The organism is Fontimonas sp. SYSU GA230001 (assembly GCF_040066175.1).
GTDB lineage: Bacteria > Pseudomonadota > Gammaproteobacteria > Nevskiales > Nevskiaceae > Solimonas.
In genome coordinates, this window is record NZ_JBEAAM010000006.1 from 18,118 (window position 1) to 42,211 (window position 24,094).

A 24,094-nucleotide genomic window follows, 5' to 3' on the forward strand; every position below is an offset into this window, starting at 1 on the left:
CGAAACTCCGTAAAACGTGCGCTTAGCGCTGCGCGGCGACCTGGGACGGCGCCACGACGCCGCTGCTGTTGCCCCAGGCATTGCGGGTGTAGGTGACGACGGCGGCGATGTCGGCGTCGGACAGCTGCTTGAACGGCGGCATCAGGTTCTTGCCGTTGATGACCTGGGCGATCTGGGCTTCGGCCGGTCCCTTGACCACCGCGCTGCCGACCAGCGACGGGAAGTTCGGCGGCAGGCCCGTTCCGTTGGCCTGGTGGCAGGCCATGCAGTTGGCCTTGAACACCGCCTCGCCCTGCTTCATCAGGTCATCCTTCGACGACGCGGCGGGCGCTGCCGCCGGCGCAGCGGCCGCGGCGACTTCCTGGGCGGCCGGCGCGGGCGCGGCGGTCGGGGCCGCGGCCGGCGCGGCATCGGCCGGCACGTCGGTCACCGCCACGGCCGGCGCAGCGGCGACGACGCCACCCTTGGCCTTGGTCAGCCAGGCCTTGTATTCGGCCTCCGGCAGCGCGCGGACCACGATCGGCATGTAGCCGTGGTCACGGCCGCACAGCTCCGCGCAGACGCCGCGATAGGTGCCTGGGTGCTCGATGCGCGTCCAGATCTCGTTGACATAGCCGGGAATCGCGTCCTTCTTCACGGCGATCTCCGGCACCCACCAGGCGTGGATGACGTCGTTGGAGGTGATCAGGAAGCGCACCTTCTTGCCGACCGGCACGACCAGCGGCTGATCGACATCGACGAGGTAGTTGGGCACCGCGTTGACGTCGATGCCGGACTTGAGCTGGCGCGCCCTGTTCGACTCGGCCGACAGCGTCGAGAAGAAGCTGACGTTCTCGCCCAGGTAGTCGTAGTGCCACTTCCACTGGTAGCCGGTGATCTTGACCGACAGGTCGGCGTTGCGCGTGTCTTCCATCTTGATCAGCGTCGCCGCCGCCGGCACCGCGATGGCGATCAGGATCACGAACGGAATCGCCGTCCAGATGATCTCGACCGTGGTCGATTCGTGGAAGTCGGCGGGCTTGGGATGCTTCGAACGGCGGTGGAAGATGATCGACCAGATCATCGCGCCGAAGACGACGATGCCGATGACCACGCACACCCAGAAGATCGCCATGTGCAGGCCATGGACCTCGCGGCTGATCTCGGTCACGCCGGTCGGCACGTTGTAGCCGCCGCTGGTCTCGGTGTACGCGGACGCCGCGAGCGACGCGAGCGCCAGACCCGCACCCGCCACCGCACGCGCCAGCTGCCGCGTTCGCCAACCCTGTCTCGACATCATCACTCTCCCAAAGGCAATTCGTGCGCGGGCCCCGTGCCCGCTCCCGCCGGCGTTGCACTCCACGCCGGCGTCAGCAACTGTTTCAGCCGGGCGGCGAGCCGCCCGCGCTCCGCGTCGGTCAAGCAGGCACCGATCCGCACCCGTTGCCCGCCGCAGCTCAGCGTCAGCCGGGTCGGATCGTGCCGGTGCGCGCCCGGCTCCAGGAGCACGCGCGTCAGCGGCCGCGACAGCCGGATCACCGTACCGGCGCCGCGCCCGATCACCCCGAACTCGACCCGCAGCTGCCGCGCCTCGAACACCAACACCTCCCGGTATGCGTTGCGCCGCACCGACACATACACCGCTGCCCCGAGTGCCGCGAGCTCCAGTCCCGCAAAGGGGAGCACCGGCCAGAAGCCGAGCAGCGCCATCCAGATCCCGATGCCCAGCCCCACAGACGCGCTCAGGCCCATGAACAGCCACGCCTGCCTCGCATCGAGGGAAGCGTTGGGGCCGATCACGAGCCGGGTTTCGACAGGCGGGGCGATGGGGATCCCGGAAGCGGCGGAATTGTAGAGCATAGGTCCGGGGAAGAAAATCGCGCAGGACCATGATCGGGGTCAAGGCACGGCGCGCCATCGCATCCGCCGACCCTCCGGCGGCGTAAGGTAAGAGGCGTCATCTCCAGGAGTCGAGCCCATGAACCGTCGCACTCTGCTTCTCAGCTTCGGCGCCGGTGCGGCCGGCATCCTGCTGGCCGCCGGCCGCACAGCGCAGGCGGCGGAGCGCAGGCTCGGCACGCTGAACCTGCCCGCCAGCCACTGGCGGCCGCTGCTCGAAGCCGCGGCCTGGCGCGTGCTATTCGAGGAGGACACCGAGCGCGCGTTCAGCAGCCCGCTCAACGGCGAGAAGCGCGCAGGCACGTTCATCTGCGCCGCCTGCCACCAGCCCCTGTTCAGCTCGGACGCCAAGTACGACTCCGGCACCGGCTGGCCGAGCTTCTGGGCGGCGCTGCCCGATGCGGTGGCCACCAAGACCGATTTCCGGCTGATCTACCCGCGCACCGAGTACCACTGCAGCCGCTGCGGCGGCCATCAGGGACACGTGTTCGACGACGGCCCGCAGCCGACCGGCAAGCGCTACTGCAACAACGGCCTGGCGCTGCGCTTCGTGCCGGCCGCCGAAGTCCTGCCGGAGCTGCGTTCATGAGCCTGCCGCGAGCGGTTCGTCTGCCGTCATGCCCGCCCCCGACTGCGGCACCCGGGGGCAGGCTGCGGCGGGCAGCCGGTCCCTGGCGCGCGCTCTGGATGACCGCCTTCGCGGCAATGACGCTGTGTCTGTCCACCGCTGCGCGCGCGGCCGAGTCGGTCGCCACCTTCGCCGGCGGCTGCTTCTGGTGCACGGAATCGGACTTCGAAAAGGTGCCGGGCGTGATCTCGGTCGTGTCCGGCTACACCGGCGGCCGCGTCGAGCATCCCAGTTATCAGCAGGTCTCGGCCGGCGGCACCGGCCATGCCGAAGCGGTCGAGGTGCGCTTCGATCCGGCGCTCGTCAGCTACGAACAGCTGCTCGACATCTACTGGCACAGCGTCGATCCGTACACGCCCGCCGCACAGTTCTGCGATCACGGTTCGCAGTATCGCACCGCGATCTTCGTGCACGACGATGCGCAGCGCCGTGCCGCCGAGCGCAGCCGCGACGCGCTGCAGAAACAGTTCCCGGACCGTGGGCCGATCGTCACCGAGATCGTCGCCGCGACACGCTTCTGGCCAGCCGAGGACTACCACCAGGACTATTACAGGAAGAATCCGGTGCGTTATCGCTACTATCGCTGGAGCTGCGGCCGCGACCAGAGGCTGGATGAACTCTGGAACCCGACGCGTCCGCACTGAATCGGATGGAGCCCGTCGATGCGCACGCTCGTCGTTGTGGTCGGAATCCTGCTGCTGAGTGCCTGCGCGAGCGTGCCGAAGACGCCGCTGCCGGTGCCTGACCCGGCCGTCGAACGCGAGCGTTTCCTCGGCCGCTGGTACATCGTCGCCAACGTTCCGTACTTCTTCGAACGCGGCAAGGTCGGCAGCTATGTCGAATACCGGCCCCGTGCGGATAGCCGCATCGACGACTTCTACTTCGCGCGCGACGGCAGCCTGGACGCACCGCTCGAACAGAGCCGCGGTGTCGCCGAGATCGTCGATACCGCGAGCAACGCCCATTGGCGCGCGCAGTTCTTCTGGCCGTTCTGGGCGTCGTTCCACATCCTGTACGTCGATGCGGACTACCGGCACGCGCTGATCGGCGATCCGAGCCGCGACTACGGCTGGATCTACGCACGCAGTCCGCAGATCGATCCGGCGACGCTGGACGCGCTGTTCGCGCGCCTCGAAGCGGCCGGCTACCGGCGCGAGCAGTTCGCGCTCATCCCGCAGCGCGCTACGGAGTAGCTGCGGTTTCGTCCGGCCAGCGCAGCTGCGTGGCGGCCACATCCACGGACGCGTGCATCGGCACGATGCCGAGCAGCGGCGCATCGATGCGCTGGCGCAGCGTCTCGACGTTTTCCTCCCAGTGTGGCTGACCGGGCGGCAGCAGGTTCGCCACCCAGCCGGCGAACGGCGTGCGGCGCGACACCGCCTCGGCGGTCAGCAGCGCGTGGTTGATGCAGCCCAGGCGCATGCCGACGACCAGCACCACCGGCCAGCGCCGCGCCGCGACCCAGTCGTCGAAACCGGTCCGATCATTCAGCGGCACGCGCCAGCCCCCGGCGCCCTCGACGACGATGCGCTCGTGCTGCGCGGCGAGACACTCGTAGGCTCGGTCGAGCCGGAGCGGATCGATCGCGACACCGGCCGCGCGCGCCGCGAGGTGCGGCGCGATCGCCGGCTCGAGCGTGACCGGATTGACCGCGTCGTAGTCGAGACCCGGCGCCGACTCGGCGAGCAGCGCCTGTGCGTCCTCGTTGCGCAGTCCGGCCGGCGTGTGCTCGCTGCCCGAAGCGACCGGCTTGAAGCCGGCCGCACGCAGGCCGCGGTCGCGGGCACGGCGCAGCAAGGCACAGGCGACGCGCGTCTTGCCCACGCCGGTGTCGGTGCCGGTGATGAAGATCGTGTGCATGTCAGCGGTCGCGCAGTGTCGCACCGAGCGCCTCGACCAGCCGGTCGATCTGCGCGTCCGTATGCGCCGCGGACAGGGTGATGCGCAGGCGCGAGGTGCCGCGCGGCACCGTCGGCGGCCGGATCGCGGCGACCCACAGGCCGGCGTCGAGCAGGGCTTTCGACACCGCCAGCGTCGGTGCCTCGGCGCCGATCAGCAGCGGCTGGATCGGAACGAGAAACCGGGACTCGGCCATCGCGGATCCGGAGTCGTCGGCGGCCAGCGCAATGCCGAGCTGCTGCGTGCCCCGCCGGAATCGTTGGATGTTGGCGCGCAGCCTATCGCGCCGTTCTGCACCCTCCGCTCCGGCGACGATGCGCAGCGCCGCGCGCGCGGCCGCGGCAATCGCCGGCGGCGGCGCGGTCGAGAACACCCAGCTGCGCGCGCGCTGAATCAGGTACTCGATCAGGTCCTCGCTGCCGGCGACGAAGGCACCGGCGCAGCCCAGCGACTTGCCGAGCGTGGCGACATGGATGTCGGGCGCCTGCGTGGCGAGATGCTCGACCGTGCCGCGACCGTTCGATCCCAGCACACCGAACCCGTGGGCGTCGTCCACCATCAGCGCCGCGCCGTGTTCGGCGCACAGGCGCGACAGCTCGGGCAGCGGCGCGAGGTCACCGTCCATCGAGAACACGCCGTCGGTGACCACCAGCCGAAGACGGGCATCGGGAATCGGGAGCCGGGAATCGTCGGTCGAGTCGTCGAGCGCGCAGCGATAGGCGCCCACATCAGCGTGTTTCACCCTGACGTAGTGCGCGCCGGACAGGCGGCCGCCGTCGATCAGCGAGGCGTGGTTGAGCTCGTCGGCGACCAGCACGTCGCCCTTGTTCAGCAGTGCGCGCAGCACGCCCAGGTTCGCAGCCCAGCCGGTCGAGAACAGCAAGGCGCGCGGACGCTGCAGGCACGCGGCGAGTTCCTCTTCGAGTGCGCGGTGCTCGCGGTTGTAGCCCGACACCAGCGCCGCCGCGCCGCTGCCGGTGCCCGATTCACCCAGAGCGCGCTGTGCCGCCGCGGCGATACGCGGATCGGACGCGAGCCCGAGATAGTCGTTGCTGCAGAAGTTGACGCAGTCCCTGCCATCGACGCGGATCCGCGTGCCGTGCGCGCCGTCGATGACGCGGCGCACGCGGTACAGGTCGGCGGCACGGATCTGGTCGAGCTGCTGCGCCAGACGCCGCTCCAGCACCCTCATGCCAGTGCCGTGCACCCGTTCTCGCGGCTGGACACGGAGGACGATTCCCGATCCCCGATGCCCGATTGCCGGCCGTCCGGCTGAATCCCCAGGCGCGCGAACAGCGCGCGGTCCTTGGCGTTCTGCGGATTCTCGGTGGTCAGCAGGCGGTCGCCGTAGAAGATGGAGTTGGCGCCGGCGAAGAAGCACAGCGCCTGCATCTCGTCGGACATACTGGTGCGTCCGGCGGACAGGCGCACGTACGACTTCGGCATCAGGATGCGCGCGACGGCAATGGTGCGCACGAATTCGATCGGGTCGAGCTCCTCGGTGCCGTGCAGCGGCGTGTTCTCAACCTGCACGAGGTTGTTGATCGGCACGGATTCCGGGTGCGGGTTCAGTATCGCCAGCTGGCGCAGCAGCTCGGCACGATCGGCGGGGCCTTCCCCCATGCCGACGATGCCGCCACAACAGACCTTGATGCCGGCGTCGCGCACATTGGCGAGCGTGTTCAGGCGGTCCTCGTAGGTGCGCGTGGTGATGATCCGGCCGTAGTACTCCGGCGAGGTGTCGAGATTGTGGTTGTAGTAGTCGAGCCCGGCGCCGGCGAGGCGCTCGGCCTGTTCGTGCTTGAGCATGCCCAGGGTCACGCAGGTTTCCAGGCCCAGAGATTTCACTTCGCGCACCATCGCCTCGACCTTGTCCAGGTCGCGGTCCTTGGGCGAGCGCCAGGCCGCGCCCATGCAGAAGCGCGTCGCGCCATTGGCCTTCGCCTCGCGCGCGGCCGCGACGACGGCCTCGATCTCGATCAGCGCCTCCTTTTTCAGCCCGGTGTCGTAGCGCACCGACTGCGGGCAGTAGGCGCAGTCCTCCGGGCAGGCGCCGGTCTTGATCGACAGCAGCGTGGACAGCTGCACGCGGTTCGGCTCAAAGTGCCGGCGATGCACGGACTGCGCACGGAACAGCAGGTCGTTGAACGGCAGGCGGAACAGGGCCTCGACTTCGTCGCGGGTCCAGTCGTGGCGCGGCTCGGCAGGCAGCATGGCGATCCCCGGCTTGTACGGACCTAACGGGTCCGTGATGAATGATTGACTAATGGCAGACAAGGCAATCCAAGAACACGACGGTGCATGGCCTCGGACGCGCGCAGTCTTTCGTGGCGCTCGAAGCATTGTCAACCATCGTATGGGCGAACTGGTTGACAAGTCGCTGGGCCTGGTCCTTCCGTCTCGCTGCCGCGCCTGTGGCGCGGCGCTCGTCACCGGGCAGTTGTGCGCGGCCTGCACGGCCGACCTGCCGTGGAACGACAGCGCCTGCGCGCGCTGTGCCCGCCCCATGAACGCACCCGGCGCATGCCCGCACTGCCTGCAGCGCCCGCCGCAGTTCGACGGGGCCTGGGCCGCGTTCCGGCTGGAGGCGCCGGTGCAGCATTTCGTCCACGCCCTCAAGTACCGCGCCGACTTCGCGCAGGCGCGGCTGCTCGGCGAGCTGATGGCCGCGCGGCTGACCCGGCGCGCAGGGCCGCTGCCGCAGCTGCTGATTCCGGTGCCGCTGCACCGCCGCCGCCTGCGCAGCCGCGGCTACAACCAGGCGCTGGAGATCGCGCGCATCGTCGGACGGCGCTTAGGGATCCCGGTCGGTGCGTCCGCCGCCGAGCGCGTGCGCGCGACCGAGGACCAGATCGGCCAGAGCGCCGCGGCGCGGCGCCGCAACATGCGCGACGCCTTCGCGCTGCGCGCCGATCTCCGCGGCCAGCACGTCGCGCTGCTCGACGATGTCATGACCACCGGCGCGACCCTCGACGAACTCGCCCGCGCCTGCCGCATCGCCGGCGCTGCGCGCATCGAAGCCTGGGCTGCGGCGCGCACACCATGAGCCCTGCGCCGCTGATCACCAACGACGCCGTCGTGCTCGGCCTGCTGAGCCTGCTGCTCGGCGCGGTGTTCTGGACCTCGTCGAGTCCGCATCCGTTCTGGCGCAGGTTCTACGGCGTCGTGCCGGCGCTGCTGCTGTGCTATTTCCTGCCGGCACTGTTCAACTCGCTGGGCGTGATCGACGGCGAGCACTCGCAGCTCTACCCGGTGGCGTCGCGCTACCTGCTGCCGGCGACGCTGGTGCTGCTGACGCTGTCGATCGATCTCAAGGCGATCCTGAGGCTCGGGCCCAAGGCGCTGATCCTGTTCCTGACCGGCACCGCCGGCGTCATTCTCGGCGGCCCGCTGGCGCTGCTGGTCTGGCACGCGATCGACCCGGCCATCGTCGAGGGCGAGGTCTGGCGCGGCATGACCGCGATCGCCGGCAGCTGGATCGGCGGCGGCGCCAACCAGGCGGCGATGAAGGAGGTGTTCGCGATCGGCAACGACCTGTTCGGCATGATGGTCGCGGTCGATGTGATCGTCGCCAATATCTGGATGGCGGTGCTGCTGTTCCTCGCCGGACGCGCCGAGACCATCGACGCGCGCCGCGGCGCCGATACCGCGGCGCTGATCGAACTGCGCCGGCGCATGCAGCGCTTCGAGGCCGAGCACGCGCGCATTCCCGCACTACCCGACCTGATGTTCATGCTGGCGATCGGCTTCGGCTGCACCGGACTCGCGCACGCGCTGGCGACACCGCTCGCCGCCTACTTCGACGCGCAGGGCGCGTGGGCGCAGCGCCTGAGCCTGTCGAGCAGCTTCTTCTGGATCGTCGTGCTGGCGACGACTTTCGGCCTGCTGCTGTCGTTCACCCGCGCGCGCCTGCTCGAAGGACCCGGTGCATCGAAGATCGGCAGCGCGATGCTGTACGTGCTCGTCGCCAGCATCGGCATGCACATGGACCTGCGCGCGGTGTTCAGCAACCCCGGCCTGTTCGGCGTCGGCCTGACCTGGATCGCGTTCCATGCGGCGCTGCTGCTGATCGTCGCGCGCCTGCTGAAAGCACCGGTGTTCTACATGGCGATCGGCAGCCAGGCCAACATCGGCGGCGCGGCCAGCGCGCCGGTCGTCGCCAGCGCGTTTCATCCGTCGCTGGCGCCGGTCGGCGTGCTGCTCGCGGTGCTCGGCTACGCGCTCGGCACCTATGGCGCGTGGCTGTGCGGGCAGCTGCTGCGCGTGGCGGCGGGGTGAGTGGTAGCCCGGGCACAGCCCGGACTAGAGAGCGTAGTCCAGCGCCAGGCCGGCGAAGATCGCCAGCCCGAACCAGTTGTTGTGCAGGAACGCGCGAAAGCAGGCCGCGGGCTCGCGGCCGCGCGTGATCCACTGCTGATAGACCGCGAGCCAGGCGGCGACGGCGATGCCGCCGTAGTACCACTCGCCGCGGCCGGTTTCGGTGCCGAGCCAGATCAGGGCAATCAGCGCGGTCGCCTGCAGCAGCGCGATCGCCAGCCGGTCGTGGCGACCGAACAGGATCGCCGAGGACTTCACGCCGATCCTCAGATCGTCCGCGCGATCGACCATCGCGTACCAGGTGTCGTAGGCGATGACCCAGCAGACGTTGGCGACCATCAGCGGCAACACCTCGGTCCACGCGACCGCGTGCCGCACGGCGGCGTAGGCCATCGGGATGCCCCAGGAGAACGCCAGGCCCAGCACCGCCTGCGGCATGCTGATGAAGCGCTTCATGAACGGATATCCCGCAGCGAGGATCACCGCCGGCACCGCCAGCGCGATCGCCAGCGTGTTCTTCAGCGAGGTCAGCAGCCCGAACGCGATCAGCGACACCGCGACAAACAGCCGCACCGCCTCGTCCGGCTTCACCCGCCCGGCGGCGAGCGGCCTGTCCTTCGTGCGCGCGACGTGCGGATCGAAGTCGCGATCGGCGAAATCGTTGATCGCGCAGCCGGCCGAGCGCATCAGCGCCGTGCCGGCGACAAACACCAGCAGCACGTGCAGGTCCGGCAGGCCGTGCGCCGCGAACCACAGCCCCCACAGTGTCGGCCACAGCAGCAGATAGATGCCGATCGGCCGGTCGAGCCGCATCAACAACAGGTAATCGCGGAATTTTCCGGGGAGCGGAGTCGTCATGGCGCGCAAGCTTAGTGCCTCTCCGTGACGAGTTCAGCCGCCAGTGTCGCGTGCACTGCGCTCACACCTGGGCGTAACGCTCGGGATCGCCGACCCAGCGTCGGATCAGCAGCTGCGCCAACGCGGGCTCGCGCGCGAGCCAGTCGTCGGCCAGTTTCTGCAATCCGGGAATCAGCGCGGCATCCCGCACCGGGTCGGCGAGCTTCATGCCGATGTCACCGGTCTGGCGACGACCGAGCAATTCACCGGGACCGCGCAGTTCGAGATCGCGCTGCGCGATCGCGAAGCCGTCCGTCGTCGAGCGCAGCGTCTCCAGCCGCGCGCGGGCGAGGTCGCCCAGCGGCGGCTGGTAGAGCAGCACGCACTGGCTCTCGCGGCTGCCCCTGCCGACGCGGCCGCGCAGCTGGTGCAGCTGCGACAGGCCCAGGCGCTCGGCGTTCTCGATGATCATGATGCTGGCGTTGGGCACATCGACGCCGACCTCAATCACCGTCGTCGCCACCAGCACCTGGGTCAGGCCGTCCTTGAACGCGCGCATCTGCGCATCTTTCTCGTCGGCCTTCAGACGCCCGTGCACGAGGCCGATGCGCAGCTCCGGCAGCTCGGCCCGCAGGCGCGCGGCGGTCGCCTCGGCGGCCTCGGCGTCGAGTTCCTCCGACTCCTCGATCAGCGTGCACACCCAGTACACCTGGCGGCCGCCGCCGCAGGCCGCCTTGATCCGCGCGAGCACCTCGTCGCGGCGGGCGTTGGACAGTGCGACCGTCACCACCGGCGTGCGGCCCGGCGGCAGTTCATCGATCACCGAGACGTCCAGATCGGCGTAGAGCGTCTGCGCCAGCGTGCGCGGAATCGGCGTCGCCGACATGATCAGCTGGTGCGGCGCGAGCCGGCCGGCCTTGTCGCGCAAGGCCAGGCGCTGCTGCACGCCGAAGCGGTGCTGTTCATCGACGACGGCCAGCGCGAGCCGCGCATAGACGACCGGGTCCTGCAGCAGCGCGTGCGTGCCGATGGCGATCGCCGGCTGCGGCGCGGCCAGTGCCGCGAGCACGCGCTCGCGCTCGGCTTTCTTCACCCGGTTGGCGAGGAACAGCGGCGTGATGTCCAGCGGCGCGCACCACGCCGTGATCGTGCGGAAATGCTGCTCGGCGAGCAGTTCGGTCGGCGCGACCATCGCCGCCTGGTGGCCGGCGCGATACGCCGCGAGCAGCGCCGCGGCGGCGATCACCGTCTTGCCGCTGCCGACGTCGCCCTGCACCAGCCGCAGCATCGGCCGCGCGCCGGCGAGATCCCGCGCCACCTCGGCGAGCACGCGCCGCTGCGCGCCGGTCGGCGCGAACGGCAGCGCTTCGATGAGCTCGTCCATCGCCTGCGCGGCGCCAGGCAGCGCCGCTGCGGGTTTGGACTTGAGCCGGCCGCGCAGGATGCGCATGCCGAGCTGGTGTGCGAGCAGTTCCTCGCGGATCAGGCGCTGCTGCGCGCCGTGCCGGTGTTCCAGCAGCGCCGCGGCGTCGGCATCGGTCCGCGGATGGTGGATCAGGTGCAATGCGGCGAGCGTATCCGGCGCGGCAAGGCCCGGCAGTCCGGTGTGCAGTTCGGCATCGGATGCCGCGATCTGCAGCACCTGGTCGATCAGGCCGCGCAGGCGCTGCTGCGTGATGCCCGCAGTCAGCGGATAGACCGGGGCGAGGTGTGCGTCCGGCTGCAAGTCCTCGGCCGCATCGGCGACGCGGTACTGGGGATGCACCATTTCCGGACCTGCGGTGCCGGCGCGCACCGTGCCATAGGCCTGCACCCAGCGGCCGACCGCGAGCCCCTGCTTCTGCGCCTCGTTGAAATGGAAGAAGCGCAGCAGCAGCCCGCCGGTGCCATCGTCGATGACCACGCGCAGCGTGCGGCGGCCGCCGAAGCGCACGTCGGCCGCGGCGATGCGTCCGCGCACCAGCGCGTCCTGGTCCGGCCGCAGCCGCGCCAGCGGCACGTGCGCGCGGCGATCCTCGTAGCGCTGCGGCAGATGGAACAGCAGATCGCGCGCGACGCGCAGGTCCAGCGCGCGCAGGCGCTGCGCGACCGCGGGACCGGCGCCCTTGAGATAAGTGATCTCGGTATCGAGCGTCAGCGGCGGCCGCACGCCGCCGCGCGCGGCGCGCCGCTCAGCCAAGCACCAGGATTCCGTCGGCCTCGATGCGCGCGCCGCGCGGCAGGCTGGCGACGCCGATCGCGGCACGCGCCGGATACGGCGCCTGGAAGTACTGCGCCATGATCTCGTTGACCCTGGCGAAGTGGCCGAGGTCGGTCAGGAAGACATTGAGCTTGGCGATGCCGGCCAGCGACCCGCCGGCCGCCTCGCAGACCGCGCGCAGGTTGCGGAACACCTGGTGGATCTCGTCCTCGATCGTCGCGTTGACCAGCGTCATCGTCTGCGGATCGAGCGGGATCTGGCCGGACAGGTACACGGTATTGCCGCAGGCCACCGCCTGCGAATAGGTGCCGATCGCCGCGGGCGCCCGGTCGGTGGAGATGATCTTGCGGGTCATGGGTCTGTCGGTCAGCCGTTGCGGATTGCAGGCCGCAGGTTGCGGAAAAGCACGCCGTCCTGCAACCGGCGAGCCGCGGCCTGCACGCGCTTCTTCGGTGTGCTACGCCCGCCAGACGCGCTCGATGCCGTCGATGCGGCGCAGGCGGCGCAGCACGCGCGCCAGGTGCACGCGGTCGCGCACGGTGATCAGGAAGCGCATCTCGACCGCCTCGCCGCCTGCGCGGTCCGGCATCTGCACGTTCTCGATCGACGACTCGGCGTTGGCGATCTCGGCGGTGATGCGTGCCAGCAGGCCACGCTTGTTGTAGCCGTTGATGCGCAGCTCGGCGAGGAAATCGCCCTGCACCTTGTCCGACCAGGTCAGCGGGATCCAGTCCTGCGCGCGGCCCTTGGCATGCTTGCACTCGATGCGGTGCACGACGATGCCACGGCCGACGCTGACATGACCGCGGATGTCGTCGCCGGGCAGCGGGTAGCAGCAGCGCGCATAGTCGAGGATCAGCCCCTCGGTACCCTCGATCGCCAGCGCGGCGGCCTGTCCCTCCTTCGGGTCGCTTGCTCCCTTGGGCAGGAAGTGACGCGCCACCAGCGCGGCCAGGCGCTGGCCCGAGCCGATCGCCGCAAAGAGCTCCTCGACGTCGGCGAGCTTGTAGGCCTGCAGGACCGGAACGAGCTGCGCTTCATCCTTGAGCACCGTCGCTGGCACCGACAGCTCGCGCAGCGCGATCTCGAGCAGACGCCGGCCCAGACGCACCGCCTCGTCCTCGTGCTGCGTGCGCAGGTAGTTGCGGATCGCCGAACGCGCCTTCGCGGTCTTGACGAAGTTCAGCCACGCGGCGTTGGGACGCGCGCGCCGCGCGGTGATGATCTCGACGGTCTGGCCGTTGCCGAGCACCGTGCTCAGCGGCACGAGCTGGCCGTCGAGGCGCGCCGACACGCAGCGGTCGCCGAGTTCCGAGTGCACCGCGTAGGCCAGATCGACCGGTGTCGAACCCTTGGGCAGGCGCCGGATCTCGCCCTTGGGCGTGAACACATAGACCTCGTCGGGATACAGATCGACCTTGACGTTCTCGATGAAGTCCATCGGGCTGGCCGCGCCGAAGTCGTCGAACAGACCGGCGACCCACTCGCGCGCCCGCGCCTGCGGCGCGCTGCTGCCGTCGCGGGCACCCTGCTTGTACTGCCAGTGCGCGGCGATGCCGCTCTCGGCGACGTGATGCATGTCGCGCGTGCGGATCTGCACCTCGATCTTGTGTCCGCTCGGGCCGATGCACGCGGTGTGCAGCGACTGGTAGCCGTTGGTCTTCGGGTTGGCGATGTAGTCGTCGAACTCGCCGGGCACCGGCTTGTACACGTGATGCACGACGCCGAGCGCCCGGTAGCAGTCATCGACCTTGGACACGATCACGCGGAAGCCGAGCAGGTCCATGACCTTGAGCAGCTTGAGCTTCTTGCGCAGCATCTTCTGGTAGATGCCGTACACGTTCTTCTGCCGGCCGACCACGCTGGCGCCGATGCCTTCCTCGCGCAGGGTCGTCGACAGCTTCTGCTCGACCTCGCGGATCACCTTCTTGGTGTCGCCGAGCTGCGCGTTGACGGTCTGCTGCAGCACCGCGTAGCGCTTCGGATACAGCGCCGCGAAGGCCAGGTCCTCCAGCTCGGTGCGGATGAAATAGATGCCCAGGCGCTGCGCGATCGGCGCGTAGATCTCCAGGGTCTCGCGGGCGATGCGGCGCCGCTTCTCCACCGACACCGCGCCGAGCGTGCGCATGTTGTGCAGGCGGTCGGCGAGCTTGATCAGGATCACGCGCAGGTCCTGGGTCATCGCCAGCAGCAGCTTGCGGAAACTCTGCGCCTGCATCTCGGCCCGGGTATGCCCCTCGATGCGCGTGACCTTGCTGACGCCATCCACCAGGTCCGCCACCTCCTGCCCGAACTCCAGCGCGAGTGACTCCTTGGACACGCCGGTGTCCTCGATGACATCGTGCAGGATCGCCGCGATCAGCGTCGTGTGGTCGAGGCGCATCTCGGCGAGCGTGCGCGCGACGGCCAGCGGGTGATAGACGTAAGGCTCGCCCGAGCTGCGGCGCTGCCCCTCGTGCAGGCTGGTGGCGAACTCGGCGGCGCGACGTACCTCGGCGACCTGGCGGTCGGGCAGATAGCTTTCCAGCGCACGGCTCAGCGCGTCGATGCCGAACTCGCGCTCGACGCGCTGCGTGCGGATCGCGTAGCTCAGGCGCTGGATGACCGACAGTTCCATGCTGCCAGTATAGGAGCGGTGCCGGATGGCGGCACCGGACGAACCGATCAAAGGCCGTTGCGATAGCCGTAGAAGCGCGCGCTGTCGTGGTCAAGCGGCAGCGCGATGCCGGCCTCGATCTCGACACCCACCAGCCGCGGCACCCGCACGCGCAGGCCCAGGCCCAGGCTCCAGCGCACGTTGAGGTCGGCCTGATCGGCCTCGTCGTACACGTTGCCGGCCTCGATGGTCGCCACGAAGCGCAGCCAGTCCCAGCCGATCGGCCGCAGGTAGCTGGCGCTGAGCAGGTAGTAGGCACTGCCCTCGAAGGCGCCGCGCGCATAGCCGCGCAGGCCCTGCGTTCCACCGAGCGAGTACGGCGGCGTGTCGGAGCGGCCGCCGTTGGCGGTCCCCATCTCGGCAGCGAACTCGAGCGTCTGATGCGGCGTGTCGCCGAGCGGGCGGGCGTACTGGATGTGTCCGGTCAGGCGCGAATAGCCGTAATCCGAGAACAGGTTTCCGGCGGCGTACTCGTAGCGCGCGCCGAAGTCGGTACCGATCTGGCTATAGACGCGGTCGCGCTGGTCGCGGTATCCGATCTGCGTCACCAGGGCGTAGGTGTCGCCCCAGGGCTCGGGCGCCGCAGGGCCGTCCGTGTTCTGGCTGCGCCACAGCAATCCGGCGCCGGCCGTCCAGCCCTGGCTGGGCGCGCCGCGCGCGCCGAACTTGCGGCTGACCATGACCTGAAACTCGTCGATGATCTCGTCGTAGGTGGACCCGCTGTCGTCATCGACCGGCGTCGTCGCATGCGAGCCGCTCAGGCCGAGCGTGTACGGCGTGCCGAACACGAAGGGCGCGCGGTAGCTCGCCAAATAGCCGAGCTGGCGGCCGCGGCCTTCGTCGCGGCGGTCGGCGCTGCTGACCAGCATGCGCAGACTGTGATTGAGTCCGGCGATGTTGTTCCAGCGCAGCTCCGCGCCGGCGGCGTTCTGGCCGTCGCTGTTCGCGGACAGGCGCGGATACGGCAGCACGTACCACTTCTCCTTCACGGTGAACACCAGGCGGACACCGTCGGCCAGCGGCTCCTGCGCTGCATCGACGGCGCGGAACAGCCCCAGGTCGAGGATCGACTGACGGCTGTGCTCGATCACCTCCGGGTCGGCCGGATCACCGACATGAATGGCGATCTCGCGCAACATCGTCTGCGGCTGCGTGGTGTCGTTGCCGCGGAACGCGATCTCGCGCACCACCGGCCATGCCTCGGCTTCGGCCTGCGCGCGGAGCGGCGCGCAGGAGAAGATCAGCACCGCGAGCAGCAGAGCCGCCGCCCGACTTACGCACCCGTGCATCGGCGTGTGCGACATATCCGTCAGCCGTGGACGCCGGCCCGCCGCTCAGCGGTAGCGCCGCTGGGTGAACAGGTCGTAGGCGGTCTGGTAGTAGGCCACCGCCAGGTCGATCACCTCGGGGTCGTCATCGAGCGTGCCGAAGCGCGTCGTCTGCGCCCCCGGCGCACCGGGCAGGCGCTCGTAGCGCTGGCAGTGTGCCTCCTTGCGCAGGCCGAGGATGCACAGGCGATCGCCCGACAGCACCGCGACGTCGTGGTTGTGGTTGAACAGCAACGTGCGCGGCTGGTCCTTGGGCCAGGCCAGCACGTCCTGGCCGAAGAACGGCGCCTCGTAGGGCAGCCCGAGCAGGCCGAGCACGGTCGGCGCGACGTCGATCTGGCTGGTCGGCGTGTCGATGCGGCCCGGCCGGATGTGCGCCGGCGCGTAGATCAGCAGCGGAATCTCGTAGGTGTTGAGCGGGATGTCGGCACGGCCGTACACGCGTGCATCGTGGTCGGCGACGATCACGAACAGCGTGTCGCGGAACCACGGCCGCGTCGCCGCCGCGCGCATGAACTCGCCGATCGCATGGTCGGCGTAGCGCACGCCGGCCTTGCGTCCGCCGCCGCGCGGCGGGACGCCTTCGACGCCGTCCGGGAAGGTGTACGGCTTGTGGTTCGAGGTGGACATGATCACCGCGAAGAACGGCCGGCCGTCGCCGGCACGCTGGTCGAAGTGCTCGACGGCGGCATGCAGCAGGTCCTCGTCCGACACGCCCCAGATATTGGCGAAGCGCGGCGGCGGCAGCTGCGAGCGGTCGAGGATCGCAAAGCCGTTCGACCCGAAGTAGTGGTTCATGTTGTCGAACGCGCCGTAGCCGCCATACAGGAAGCTCGACTGGTAGCCGAGCTGGTTCATGACCTTGCCCCAGGTGGCGATGCCTTCGTTGCCGGGCCGCTTGACGATCGATTCGCTCGGGATCGGCGGCAGCGACGCGGTCAGGGCTTCGAGCCCGCGCACGGTGCGCGTGCCGGTGGCATAGGCGCGCGTGAACAGCAGCCCTTCGCGCGACAGCCGGTCGAACTCCGGCGTCAGCCCGCGCGTGTCGCCGTAGGCGCCGACGTATTCCGCGCCCAGCGACTCCTCGACCAGAACGACGACGTTGAGCTTGCCCAGTCCGGCCGGGTTCGCGTCGAAGCGGCGCGTCAGGTCGCCGCCGGGCAGATCGACGAAGCTGCCGCCGCCGCGGCCCAGGTCCGCAGTCAGCCGCTCGAACATCGCGGTGGCGTCGCCGCTGCGATAGAACACCGGGTAGTCGATGTGGTTGCTGTTGAGCGCCGCGAAGAAGCGTGCCGGGCCGTTCGCGGTCAGCTCGTTGGCGACGCGGTTGGAGAACACCGCCAGCGCGTCGGCGGTCCAGAACAGCGTCACCGCGGCGACCACGCCGGCATGGCCGGCTAGCAGCAGCAGGCGGTGATGCCCGCGCGGCGTCTGCGCCTGCGGGTGGATGTGCAGGCGCGAACGCAGCGCCCAGGTCGCCAGCGCCGCGAGCACCGCGATCGCCGCCAGCAGCGGAACGACGGGATACTCGTCGCGGATGTCGCCGATGACCTCGGTCGGGTAGATCAGGTAATCGACCGCGACGAGGTTGAAGCGCGAATCGAACTCCTCGAAGAAGAAGTACTCGCAGGCACCGATGAACAGCATGCCGGCGATCATCAGCCACGCGCCGACGGTCAGCAGGCGGCGCGCGCGCGGCGTCGGCCGCGGCGCCAGCGCCAGGAACAGCGACAGCGGGATCAGCAGGTACAACGCCTGCATGAAGTCGTTGATCGCCCCCAGCCCGACAATCACCGGCAGCGCAGTTGCGCTCACCCCATCGACGCGTCCGAACACCACCCACAGCAGCAGGCGCGTCGCCGCCGACAGCAGCAGATAGACCACGGCCATTGTCAGCAGCGGCCGCAGCCAGGCCCAGCGGCCCGGCGGGCGCGTGTCGGCGGCCTTTGCGTCGATCGAATCGGCGTGCAGTGCAAGCGGCGTGGCGTTCATCGGTGGCGTCCGTCCATGAGGCGATGCTCACGACGGGCAAGTCCGATGCCGACCCCGCCCAGACGCGGGACGCCTGCGCTATGTCGCTGATTTCAGACCGCCAGAGGCTCGGTGGCCGTACTGCAGCCGGCAGCGCGCAAGCCGGCGGAACCTGCAGTTGCTGCAAATTTTGCAGACGAGGCTTGCAGAACCCGCCGCATCACCGCGCCGGCTCCGCGCACGGTGCGCGCCGCTCCGCATCCGCAGCCAGCACGCGCCCGTCGGCGCCGATGATCATCAGCAGCCGCACGGAGTCATCGAGCGTGCACGGATCGACGTAGCCGATGGCGCCGGCGGTGGCGCCGACGAAGCGCAGCACGCCGGCCGCCGAGGCGAGGACGTGCGGCGGCAGTGCGCCATGGAAGTATTGTTCGTTCCAGTATTCGTCCATCGCCTCGGGCAGCTGGTGCAGCACGGCCTGCGAGAAGCGCCGCCGCAGCGGGTGGTCGGCCGGCAGGTTGACCGGCTGGATGCGCGCGCCGTCGCGCCAGTACAGGCGGCGGCGCTTGTAGATCTGCGCCAGCGCGTCCGCATCGACCTTGCCGGTCGCGGTCTGCGGATGGACGATCACCGCGACCACGCCGGCGCCGGCCGCCTCGGCGGCCGGCGCCGGCCCGACAGCGGCCATCCAGCCGAGCAGCAGCAGCGCCAGCGCCCCCACGCCGATCCGCCGCATCAGAACAGCACCGCGATCGACGCGCGCAGGCCGTCGCGCAGGCCGATGTCGTTGTCGGTGGCCCGGGCGTACTCGGCCTTGAGGGCCAGGCCGGAGCGCGGCCGCCAGGTCACGCCGCCGAGGTACAGGCTCAGATCACCGACGGTCGCCGACGCGCGGAAGCCCTCGTAGCGCAGCACCGCATAAACCCGTTCCGTCACAGGCGCGACGAACTGCAGGTAATGGCCGCGCTCGTCGGCGCGCTCGTCGCCGAGCTCACGCGTGATGTACGCGAGTTCGCCGGACAGCTCGTAGCGGTGCCAGGCCCACAGCGCGTCCATGCCCCACAGCGTCTTGCGGTCCGGAGCCCTCTCCTGGCGGTAGTTGGCGACCGAGGTGCCGACCTGCAGGCGCGGCAGCACGGTCGCCGCGACGCGCAGTCCCCAGGCCTCGGTGAACGTATCGATCTCCCTGTCCGGGAACAGCTCCTCGCCGGGCGACGCGTACAGCGCGTACTCGACGCCGTCCGCCGTCAGCGGCAGCACGCCGTGCAGCATCGCGCCGGTGGCGTTGGTCGGGAACGTCGCCTCGGTGATCAGCGGCCGCGAGGTGGTCCAGGTCAGCGGCGCGGCGTGGATCTCGTTCCAGCGTCCCACCGGCGTCAGGAACTTGCCCAGGCGCAGCTGCACGGCATCGGAATGGGCATAGTCCAGATGCAGGCGTTCGAGCACGACGCGCGCGTCGTCGGTCGTCGTCGCGCCGGGCGCCACGATCAGCGCATCGTCGAGTTCCACCTCGGAGAAGAAGCGCCAGCGTCCGCCGCCGTCCCACCACAGAAAGGCGCTCAGCGGATCGAGCGACGCGCGCCACGGCTGGCCGCCGTCGGCACTCGCGTAATCGGCGACGGCATAACCGCCCAGCGTGAAGTCGCCGACCGGATAGCCGTGCCCCAGCTCGTAGCCGGACGCCGCGGCGGAGCACGCTGCCACGACGACCGAGCAGATCCTGGCGATCCATCCAAACTTCGCTGAGTTGCGCACCGGGCGTCTTCCGTCCGCGGAACAGGCCGCAGGATATTCTATGAGGCAATGGTGCAAGCCCTGAGCATCCGCCGCATCCTGTTGCTGAGCCTGCTGCTGGTCAGCCTGCTGCCGACGACGCTGCTGACCGTGCTCGCCTTCAGCCAGTCCCGCGCGGCGATGCTCACCGAGATCGAGGACGGCGTGCGGCGGTCCGCGGCGGCGGTGTCCGAGGACGTCGATACGCTGCTGCTCGAACGCATGCTCAATGCCAGCACCTGGAATCACCTGGAAGTCATGCAGGACCTGCGCCTGCACGACGTGGACAAGCGCCTGTCCGGCTTCCTCGCCGAGATGAAACGCCGTCACAACGGCTTTTATCTCGATCTGCATGCGGTCGGTCCGGACGGCCATGTCATCAGCAGCAGCAACCCGGCCTTGCTCGACCGGCGCCTGCCGGCGGCGGCCGCCTGGCTGACCGCGGACCTGCCCGGCGGCCGGATCGTGATCGAGAAGCCGGCCGCGGGCGACGGCGGCATGCGCCTGCGGCTGCGCAGCGCGATCGAGTCCGAATTCACCGCGGGCGCGATCGGCGAGCTGGTCCTCGACGTCGATTGGTCGCAGCTGCAGGTCCTGCTCGACCGCAGTGCCGGCCCGTCGCGGCAGGTGCTCGTGCTCGATCACGACGGTCGCCTGCTGGCGGCGTCGGCCGCGCTGCGCGCCCGCGCGCTCGCGCCGGAAGCGACCTACTGGGACTGGGGCATGGGCCGCGCGCCCAGTGGCGTCGAGATGCGTTCCGGCGCACCGCTGATGGACGAGGACGTGATCGCCGGCCACCAGCGCTCGCGCGGCCTCGGCGATTTCCGCGGCTTCGGCTGGACGACGCTGCTGCTGCAGTCGCGCCGCGAGGCACTCGCGCCGGTCGATCGCATGGCCTGGACCTTCGCCGGGCTGCTCGCGGCGACGGCCCTGCTGATCGTCGGTCTGGCCTGGGGTCTCGCGGCACTGATCGCGCGTCCGGTGGTGGCGCTGACCGAGTACGCGCGGCGCTACACCCTGCCCGGCGAGCTGCCCCCGCCACCGCCGCCCGGCCCCGGCGAGATCGGCGAACTGACGCGCAGCTTCGTGCGCATGATGCGCAGCGTGGACCGTTCGCAGCAGACCCTGGTGCAGGCGTCCAAGCTGGCCGCGCTGGGCGAGATCACGGCACTGCTCGCGCACGAGATCCGCACGCCGCTCGGCATCCTGCGCTCGTCCGCGCAGATGCTGCGCGCCGAGACCGGCCTGTCCGACGAATCACGCGAACTGCTGCGCATCATCGACAGCGAGACCGGGCGCCTGAACCGGCTGGTCAGCTCGATGCTCGACAGCGCGCGCACGCGCGCGCCGCAGTTCGCGGCGACCGATGCGCACACGCTGATCGCGCACAGCGCGGCGCTGCTCGCCTCGCAGCTGCGCAGCCGCGGCGTCACGGTCGATCTGCAGTGCGCCGCGCAGCGCTCGATCGTCAGCTGCGACGCCGAACAGATCACCCAGGTGCTGCTGAACCTGATCATGAACGCGTTGCAGGTGCTCCAGCGCGGCGGGCACATCCGCGTGAGCACCCGCAACGAGGCCCAGCGGCTGGTCGTCGAGGTTGCCGACGACGGGCCGGGCATCGCCGCCGAGGACCGCGAGGCGATCTTCGAACCCTTCGTGTTCCGGCGCGAAGGTGGCGTCGGCCTGGGCCTGGCCGTCGTGCGCCGCATCCTGCGTCAGCACGGCGGCGACGTCGTCGCCGAGGCCGGCCCGCTCGGCGGCGCGCTGTTCCGTTTCTGGCTGCCGCTTCAGGAGGCGCACACGACATGAAAAACTTGCGCGTCCTCGTCGTCGATGATGAGGACAACATGCGCCGCGTGCTGGAGATCATGCTCAGCCGCCGTGGCTACCGGACGCTGAGCGCGGCCAACGGCCGCGCCGCCTTCGAGTTGCTGAGCAGCCAGTCCGTCGATCTGGTGATCAGTGACCTGCGCATGCCGGAGATGACCGGGATCGAACTGCTGCGCAAGTTGCGCGAAGCCGGCAACGAGGTGCCGCTGGTGATGATCACCGCGCAGGGCAGCATCGAGAGCGCCGTCGAGGCGATGCGCCTGGGCGCCTGCGACTACCTGCTGCGCCCGTTCGACGTCGAGACGCTCGATCTGGCGATCAGCCGCGTGTTCAGCGTGCGCGAGATGATCCAGCAGAAGGACTATCTGCGCGCGCAGCTCGACCACGCCTGGGAGGGCCTGGTCGGCACCAGTCCGGCGATGCAGCAGGTGCGCACGCAGATCGCGCAGGTCGCACCGACGCGCGCGTCGGTGCTGCTGACCGGCGAGACCGGCACCGGCAAGGAGGTGGTCGCGCGCGCGATCCACCGTGCCTCGCCGCGCCGCGAGCGCCTGTTCGTGCCGGTCAACTGCGCGGCGATCCCGGCGGAGATGCTGGAGAGCGAACTTTTTGGACACGAGAAAGGCGCCTTCACCGGCGCGCTGCGCCAGCACATCGGCAAATTCGAGCTCGCCGACCAGGGCACGATCTTCCTCGACGAGATCACCGAGATGCCGGTGACGCTGCAGTCCAAGCTGCTGCGCGTGCTGCAGGACGGACGCGTCGAGCGCCTCGGCGGCGAACAGTCCATCGAGCTCGACGTGCGCGTCATCGCCGCGACCAACCGCCGGCCCGCGGACGCGATCCGCGATGCCCGCCTGCGCGAGGATCTGTACTTCCGCCTCAACGTGTTCGCGATCGACCTGCCGCCGCTGCGCGAGCGGCGCGAGGACATTCCCGGACTGGTCCGCCACTTCATCGCTCTGCACACGCAGGCCGAGGCGCGTGGACCGATGCCCGGCATCAGCGCGCAGGCGCTGGACCACCTGCGTGCCTACGCCTGGCCCGGCAACGTGCGCGAACTGGGCAACACGATCGAGCGTGCGCTGATCCTGAGCGGCGGGCAGACGCTCGATGTCCCGCATTTCCCCCTGGAGGCGGCGCGGCGCGCCAGCGCCCCGCGGGACGCCGCCGACACGCCGCTCGACCTGCGCCTGGAGCCGGCGGTGGAAGCGCTGGAGATCCGGCTGATCCGCGAGGCGCTGCGCCAGGCGGGCGGCAGCAAGGCGCGTGCGGCGCAGCTGCTGCAGATCAGCGAGCGCTCGGTCTGGTACAAGCTGAAGAAGTACGGGCTCGGCAGCGACGCGGCTGGACCGTAGCGCGCTTCAGCGCCGGCGCAGTCCGGCGCCGAAGAAGCCGTCGGTGCCGTGGCGGTGCGGATACAGCTGCAGGTAGTGCCCCGGCAGCTCGACGCCAGAGGTGCGCAGCAGCGCGCCGGCGTCCTGCAGCTCGAAGTCGGCATGCGTGGCGAGAAACGCCTCGACGACGGCCTCGTTCTCCGCGCGCAGCAGGCTGCAGGTCGCATACACCAGCCGGCCGCCGGGACGCACCCATGTCGCCGCGCGATCGAGGATCTGCCGCTGTGTCGCCGCCAGCGCCGCGAGATCGAGCGGCTTGAGCCGAGCTTCCGGCTGGCGCCGCCAGGTGCCACTGCCGGAACAGGGCGCATCGACGAGCACCGCATCGAAAGTCGCCGCGCCGCGCGCGGCCGCAGCTTCGTGCCGCGACGCCTCGGCGGCATCGAGCGTCTGCACGGTCACGCAGCGGACGCCGGCACGCACCAGCCGCGGCGGCAGATCGCGCAGGCGTCGCGCATCGGCGTCGAGCGCGAGCAGCGCGCCGCGGTTCTCCATCTGCGCCGCCAGAGCGAGGGTCTTGCCGCCGGCGCCGGCGCACCAATCGACGATGCGCTCGCCGGGCCGGGCCGCCACCAGCAGGGCGAGGAGCTGGCTGCCCTCGTCCTGCGGCTCGAACCAGCCGTCGCGGAACGCCGGCAGCGCCTGCAGCGCGGCGCGCTTTCTCAGGCGCAGGCCGTGCGGCGCCAGCGGCGTCGGTTCTGCCTCGAAGCCGGCGCTGCGCAGCGCCGCGAGCGCCTGCGCGCGCGTGCATTTGAGCGTGTTGACGCGCAGGTCCACCGATGCCTGCGCGCGCAGCGCCTCGGCGAGCTGCAGCGTCTCGACCGCACCAAGCTGCGCCTGCCACTGCGCATGGATCGCATCCGGCACGTTGCCGCGCTCCGCCGGCGTCAGCCGTGCGTCATCGAAGCCGCGCAGCGCGGCCGCCAGCACCGCGGCGCGCTCGACACCGAGCTGGTGCAGGCCGGCCGCATCGGTCAGACCGGATTCGAGCGCATGCAGCGCGAGCCAGTCCGCCGGCACGTCGCTGCCGGCGATGCGGCGCAGCCGGCGCAGGTCACGCAGCACGCCGTAGAGCAGATCGTTGACGCGCCGGCGGTCGCGCCCGCCCATCTGCGGCTGATCGCGGAACGCGCGCTGCAGCAGACGGTCGGCGGCCCGGCCGTCGCGCACGACCGCGGTGAGCGCGTCCAGCGCCAGCCGCCACTGCGGCGCGTACAAGGGCGCGCCGGTCATCGTCCCGACCCCCGCGAATATGACCGTTCGTCGGCTCGATCCCACAACGTCTTGTGACTTGACAAATCAAATGACACTATGGGTCGTGGTTGGCGGACTGTAGACGCAGGGTTTACGGAGCCAGCTGCTTTTCGCAATCCGGAGGTC

Annotated in this window: 21 protein-coding genes; 7 read left to right on the plus strand and 14 right to left on the minus strand. The window is 70.1% G+C overall.

The genetic code is table 11. The features are described from left to right. Window positions 1-22: 22 nt before the first annotated feature. Both coxB and AAG565_RS03470 read right to left on the minus strand, forming a co-directional pair. Complete coding sequence (coxB, locus tag AAG565_RS03465) at window positions 23-1,276, minus strand: cytochrome c oxidase subunit II (protein WP_348818159.1); 1,254 nt, start codon at window positions 1,274-1,276, stop codon at window positions 23-25. Window positions 1,277-1,278: 2 nt separating this feature from the next. After that, window positions 1,279-1,839: a DUF2244 domain-containing protein gene (locus AAG565_RS03470; protein WP_348818160.1), complete on the minus strand. Its 561-nt coding sequence runs from the start codon at window positions 1,837-1,839 to the stop codon at window positions 1,279-1,281. Window positions 1,840-1,957: 118 nt separating this feature from the next. On the opposite strand from AAG565_RS03470, the gene msrB reads away from it, so the two are divergent. The 3 genes from msrB (at window position 1,958) to AAG565_RS03485 (ending at window position 3,699) form a co-directional block, all read left to right on the plus strand. Further along, window positions 1,958-2,467, plus strand: coding sequence for a peptide-methionine (R)-S-oxide reductase MsrB (gene msrB / locus AAG565_RS03475; RefSeq protein ID WP_348818161.1), 510 nt, complete (start codon window positions 1,958-1,960; stop codon window positions 2,465-2,467). A 98-nt stretch (window positions 2,468-2,565) separates the two neighbouring features. Further along, complete coding sequence (gene msrA / locus AAG565_RS03480; protein ID WP_348818162.1) at window positions 2,566-3,150, plus strand: peptide-methionine (S)-S-oxide reductase MsrA; 585 nt, start codon at window positions 2,566-2,568, stop codon at window positions 3,148-3,150. Window positions 3,151-3,168: 18 nt separating this feature from the next. Beyond that, window positions 3,169-3,699: a lipocalin family protein gene (locus tag AAG565_RS03485; RefSeq protein ID WP_348818163.1), complete on the plus strand. Its 531-nt coding sequence runs from the start codon at window positions 3,169-3,171 to the stop codon at window positions 3,697-3,699. On the opposite strand, the gene bioD is transcribed toward AAG565_RS03485, so the two are convergent. Genes bioD through bioB form a run of 3 tightly spaced genes read right to left on the minus strand, consistent with a single transcriptional unit; the run spans window position 3,689 to window position 6,619 of the window. Continuing rightward, window positions 3,689-4,366, minus strand: a complete 678-nt coding sequence (gene bioD / locus AAG565_RS03490; protein ID WP_348818164.1) for a dethiobiotin synthase — start codon at window positions 4,364-4,366, stop codon at window positions 3,689-3,691. The genes AAG565_RS03485 and bioD overlap by 11 nt on opposite strands. A gap of 1 nt (window position 4,367) precedes the next feature. After that, a complete protein-coding gene (gene bioF / locus AAG565_RS03495) occupies window positions 4,368-5,597 on the minus strand; it encodes an 8-amino-7-oxononanoate synthase (RefSeq protein ID WP_348818165.1) in 1,230 nt (409 codons plus the stop codon). Beyond that, entirely contained in the window at window positions 5,594-6,619 is a 1,026-nt protein-coding gene (bioB, locus tag AAG565_RS03500) for a biotin synthase BioB (RefSeq protein WP_348818166.1), read from the minus strand. Before bioB ends, bioF begins: the two co-directional genes overlap by 4 nt. 142 nt (window positions 6,620-6,761) lie before the next feature. On the opposite strand from bioB, the gene AAG565_RS03505 reads away from it, so the two are divergent. Both AAG565_RS03505 and AAG565_RS03510 read left to right on the plus strand, forming a co-directional pair. Beyond that, on the plus strand, window positions 6,762-7,451 hold the full coding sequence (locus AAG565_RS03505; protein WP_348818167.1) for a ComF family protein: 690 nt from the start codon (window positions 6,762-6,764) through the stop codon (window positions 7,449-7,451). Next, entirely contained in the window at window positions 7,448-8,683 is a 1,236-nt protein-coding gene (locus tag AAG565_RS03510) for a DUF819 family protein (protein ID WP_348818168.1), read from the plus strand. The genes AAG565_RS03505 and AAG565_RS03510 overlap by 4 nt, the downstream gene beginning before the upstream one ends. Window positions 8,684-8,707: 24 nt before the next feature. On the opposite strand, the gene ubiA is transcribed toward AAG565_RS03510, so the two are convergent. The 8 genes from ubiA to AAG565_RS03550 all read right to left on the minus strand — a co-directional run bounded on the left by ubiA (window position 8,708) and on the right by AAG565_RS03550 (window position 19,418). Further along, entirely contained in the window at window positions 8,708-9,580 is an 873-nt protein-coding gene (gene ubiA / locus AAG565_RS03515; RefSeq protein WP_348818169.1) for a 4-hydroxybenzoate octaprenyltransferase, read from the minus strand. A 61-nt stretch (window positions 9,581-9,641) separates the two neighbouring features. Further along, window positions 9,642-11,738, minus strand: coding sequence for an ATP-dependent DNA helicase RecG (gene recG / locus AAG565_RS03520; RefSeq protein ID WP_348818170.1), 2,097 nt, complete (start codon window positions 11,736-11,738; stop codon window positions 9,642-9,644). Beyond that, entirely contained in the window at window positions 11,731-12,114 is a 384-nt protein-coding gene (locus AAG565_RS03525) for a RidA family protein (protein ID WP_348818171.1), read from the minus strand. Before AAG565_RS03525 ends, recG begins: the two co-directional genes overlap by 8 nt. Window positions 12,115-12,216: 102 nt before the next feature. Next, window positions 12,217-14,376, minus strand: a complete 2,160-nt coding sequence (locus AAG565_RS03530) for a bifunctional (p)ppGpp synthetase/guanosine-3',5'-bis(diphosphate) 3'-pyrophosphohydrolase (RefSeq protein ID WP_348818172.1) — start codon at window positions 14,374-14,376, stop codon at window positions 12,217-12,219. Window positions 14,377-14,423: 47 nt separating this feature from the next. Next, window positions 14,424-15,704, minus strand: coding sequence for a BamA/TamA family outer membrane protein (locus AAG565_RS03535; RefSeq protein WP_348818173.1), 1,281 nt, complete (start codon window positions 15,702-15,704; stop codon window positions 14,424-14,426). Between the two features lie 45 nt (window positions 15,705-15,749). Next, window positions 15,750-17,735: a sulfatase-like hydrolase/transferase gene (locus AAG565_RS03540; protein WP_348818174.1), complete on the minus strand. Its 1,986-nt coding sequence runs from the start codon at window positions 17,733-17,735 to the stop codon at window positions 15,750-15,752. Between the two features lie 199 nt (window positions 17,736-17,934). After that, window positions 17,935-18,450: a hypothetical protein gene (locus tag AAG565_RS03545; RefSeq protein ID WP_348818175.1), complete on the minus strand. Its 516-nt coding sequence runs from the start codon at window positions 18,448-18,450 to the stop codon at window positions 17,935-17,937. Next, window positions 18,450-19,418, minus strand: a complete 969-nt coding sequence (locus AAG565_RS03550; protein ID WP_348818176.1) for a hypothetical protein — start codon at window positions 19,416-19,418, stop codon at window positions 18,450-18,452. Before AAG565_RS03550 ends, AAG565_RS03545 begins: the two co-directional genes overlap by 1 nt. 102 nt (window positions 19,419-19,520) lie before the next feature. Between AAG565_RS03550 and AAG565_RS03555 the strand changes: the two genes are divergently transcribed. Together AAG565_RS03555 and AAG565_RS03560 are read left to right on the plus strand one after the other, a co-directional pair. Then, entirely contained in the window at window positions 19,521-21,296 is a 1,776-nt protein-coding gene (locus tag AAG565_RS03555) for an ATP-binding protein (protein ID WP_348818177.1), read from the plus strand. Next, on the plus strand, window positions 21,293-22,675 hold the full coding sequence (locus AAG565_RS03560; RefSeq protein ID WP_348818178.1) for a sigma-54 dependent transcriptional regulator: 1,383 nt from the start codon (window positions 21,293-21,295) through the stop codon (window positions 22,673-22,675). Before AAG565_RS03555 ends, AAG565_RS03560 begins: the two co-directional genes overlap by 4 nt. A 6-nt stretch (window positions 22,676-22,681) precedes the next feature. On the opposite strand, the gene AAG565_RS03565 is transcribed toward AAG565_RS03560, so the two are convergent. Beyond that, window positions 22,682-23,947 carry an RsmB/NOP family class I SAM-dependent RNA methyltransferase gene (locus AAG565_RS03565; RefSeq protein WP_348818179.1) on the minus strand — a complete coding sequence of 422 codons (1,266 nt, stop codon included), beginning with the start codon at window positions 23,945-23,947 and terminating at the stop codon, window positions 22,682-22,684. Window positions 23,948-24,094: the final 147 nt, after the last annotated feature.

Excerpts from the sequence above, each read along its gene's own strand:
- coxB (WP_348818159.1), bottom strand. The coding sequence starts at position 1,276 with ATGTCGAGACAGGGTTGGCGAACGCGGCAGCTGGCGCGTGCGGTGGCG.
- AAG565_RS03470 (WP_348818160.1), bottom strand. The coding sequence starts at position 1,839 with ATGCTCTACAATTCCGCCGCTTCCGGGATCCCCATCGCCCCGCCTGTC.
- msrB (WP_348818161.1), top strand. The coding sequence starts at position 1,958 with ATGAACCGTCGCACTCTGCTTCTCAGCTTCGGCGCCGGTGCGGCCGGC.
- msrA (WP_348818162.1), top strand. The coding sequence starts at position 2,566 with ATGACCGCCTTCGCGGCAATGACGCTGTGTCTGTCCACCGCTGCGCGC.
- AAG565_RS03485 (WP_348818163.1), top strand. The coding sequence starts at position 3,169 with ATGCGCACGCTCGTCGTTGTGGTCGGAATCCTGCTGCTGAGTGCCTGC.
- bioD (WP_348818164.1), bottom strand. The coding sequence starts at position 4,366 with ATGCACACGATCTTCATCACCGGCACCGACACCGGCGTGGGCAAGACG.
- bioF (WP_348818165.1), bottom strand. The coding sequence starts at position 5,597 with ATGAGGGTGCTGGAGCGGCGTCTGGCGCAGCAGCTCGACCAGATCCGT.
- bioB (WP_348818166.1), bottom strand. The coding sequence starts at position 6,619 with ATGCTGCCTGCCGAGCCGCGCCACGACTGGACCCGCGACGAAGTCGAG.
- AAG565_RS03505 (WP_348818167.1), top strand. The coding sequence starts at position 6,762 with ATGGGCGAACTGGTTGACAAGTCGCTGGGCCTGGTCCTTCCGTCTCGC.
- AAG565_RS03510 (WP_348818168.1), top strand. The coding sequence starts at position 7,448 with ATGAGCCCTGCGCCGCTGATCACCAACGACGCCGTCGTGCTCGGCCTG.
- ubiA (WP_348818169.1), bottom strand. The coding sequence starts at position 9,580 with ATGACGACTCCGCTCCCCGGAAAATTCCGCGATTACCTGTTGTTGATG.
- AAG565_RS03525 (WP_348818171.1), bottom strand. The coding sequence starts at position 12,114 with ATGACCCGCAAGATCATCTCCACCGACCGGGCGCCCGCGGCGATCGGC.
- AAG565_RS03530 (WP_348818172.1), bottom strand. The coding sequence starts at position 14,376 with ATGGAACTGTCGGTCATCCAGCGCCTGAGCTACGCGATCCGCACGCAG.
- AAG565_RS03535 (WP_348818173.1), bottom strand. The coding sequence starts at position 15,704 with ATGCACGGGTGCGTAAGTCGGGCGGCGGCTCTGCTGCTCGCGGTGCTG.
- AAG565_RS03540 (WP_348818174.1), bottom strand. The coding sequence starts at position 17,735 with ATGAACGCCACGCCGCTTGCACTGCACGCCGATTCGATCGACGCAAAG.
- AAG565_RS03545 (WP_348818175.1), bottom strand. The coding sequence starts at position 18,450 with ATGCGGCGGATCGGCGTGGGGGCGCTGGCGCTGCTGCTGCTCGGCTGG.
- AAG565_RS03560 (WP_348818178.1), top strand. The coding sequence starts at position 21,293 with ATGAAAAACTTGCGCGTCCTCGTCGTCGATGATGAGGACAACATGCGC.
- AAG565_RS03565 (WP_348818179.1), bottom strand. The coding sequence starts at position 23,947 with ATGACCGGCGCGCCCTTGTACGCGCCGCAGTGGCGGCTGGCGCTGGAC.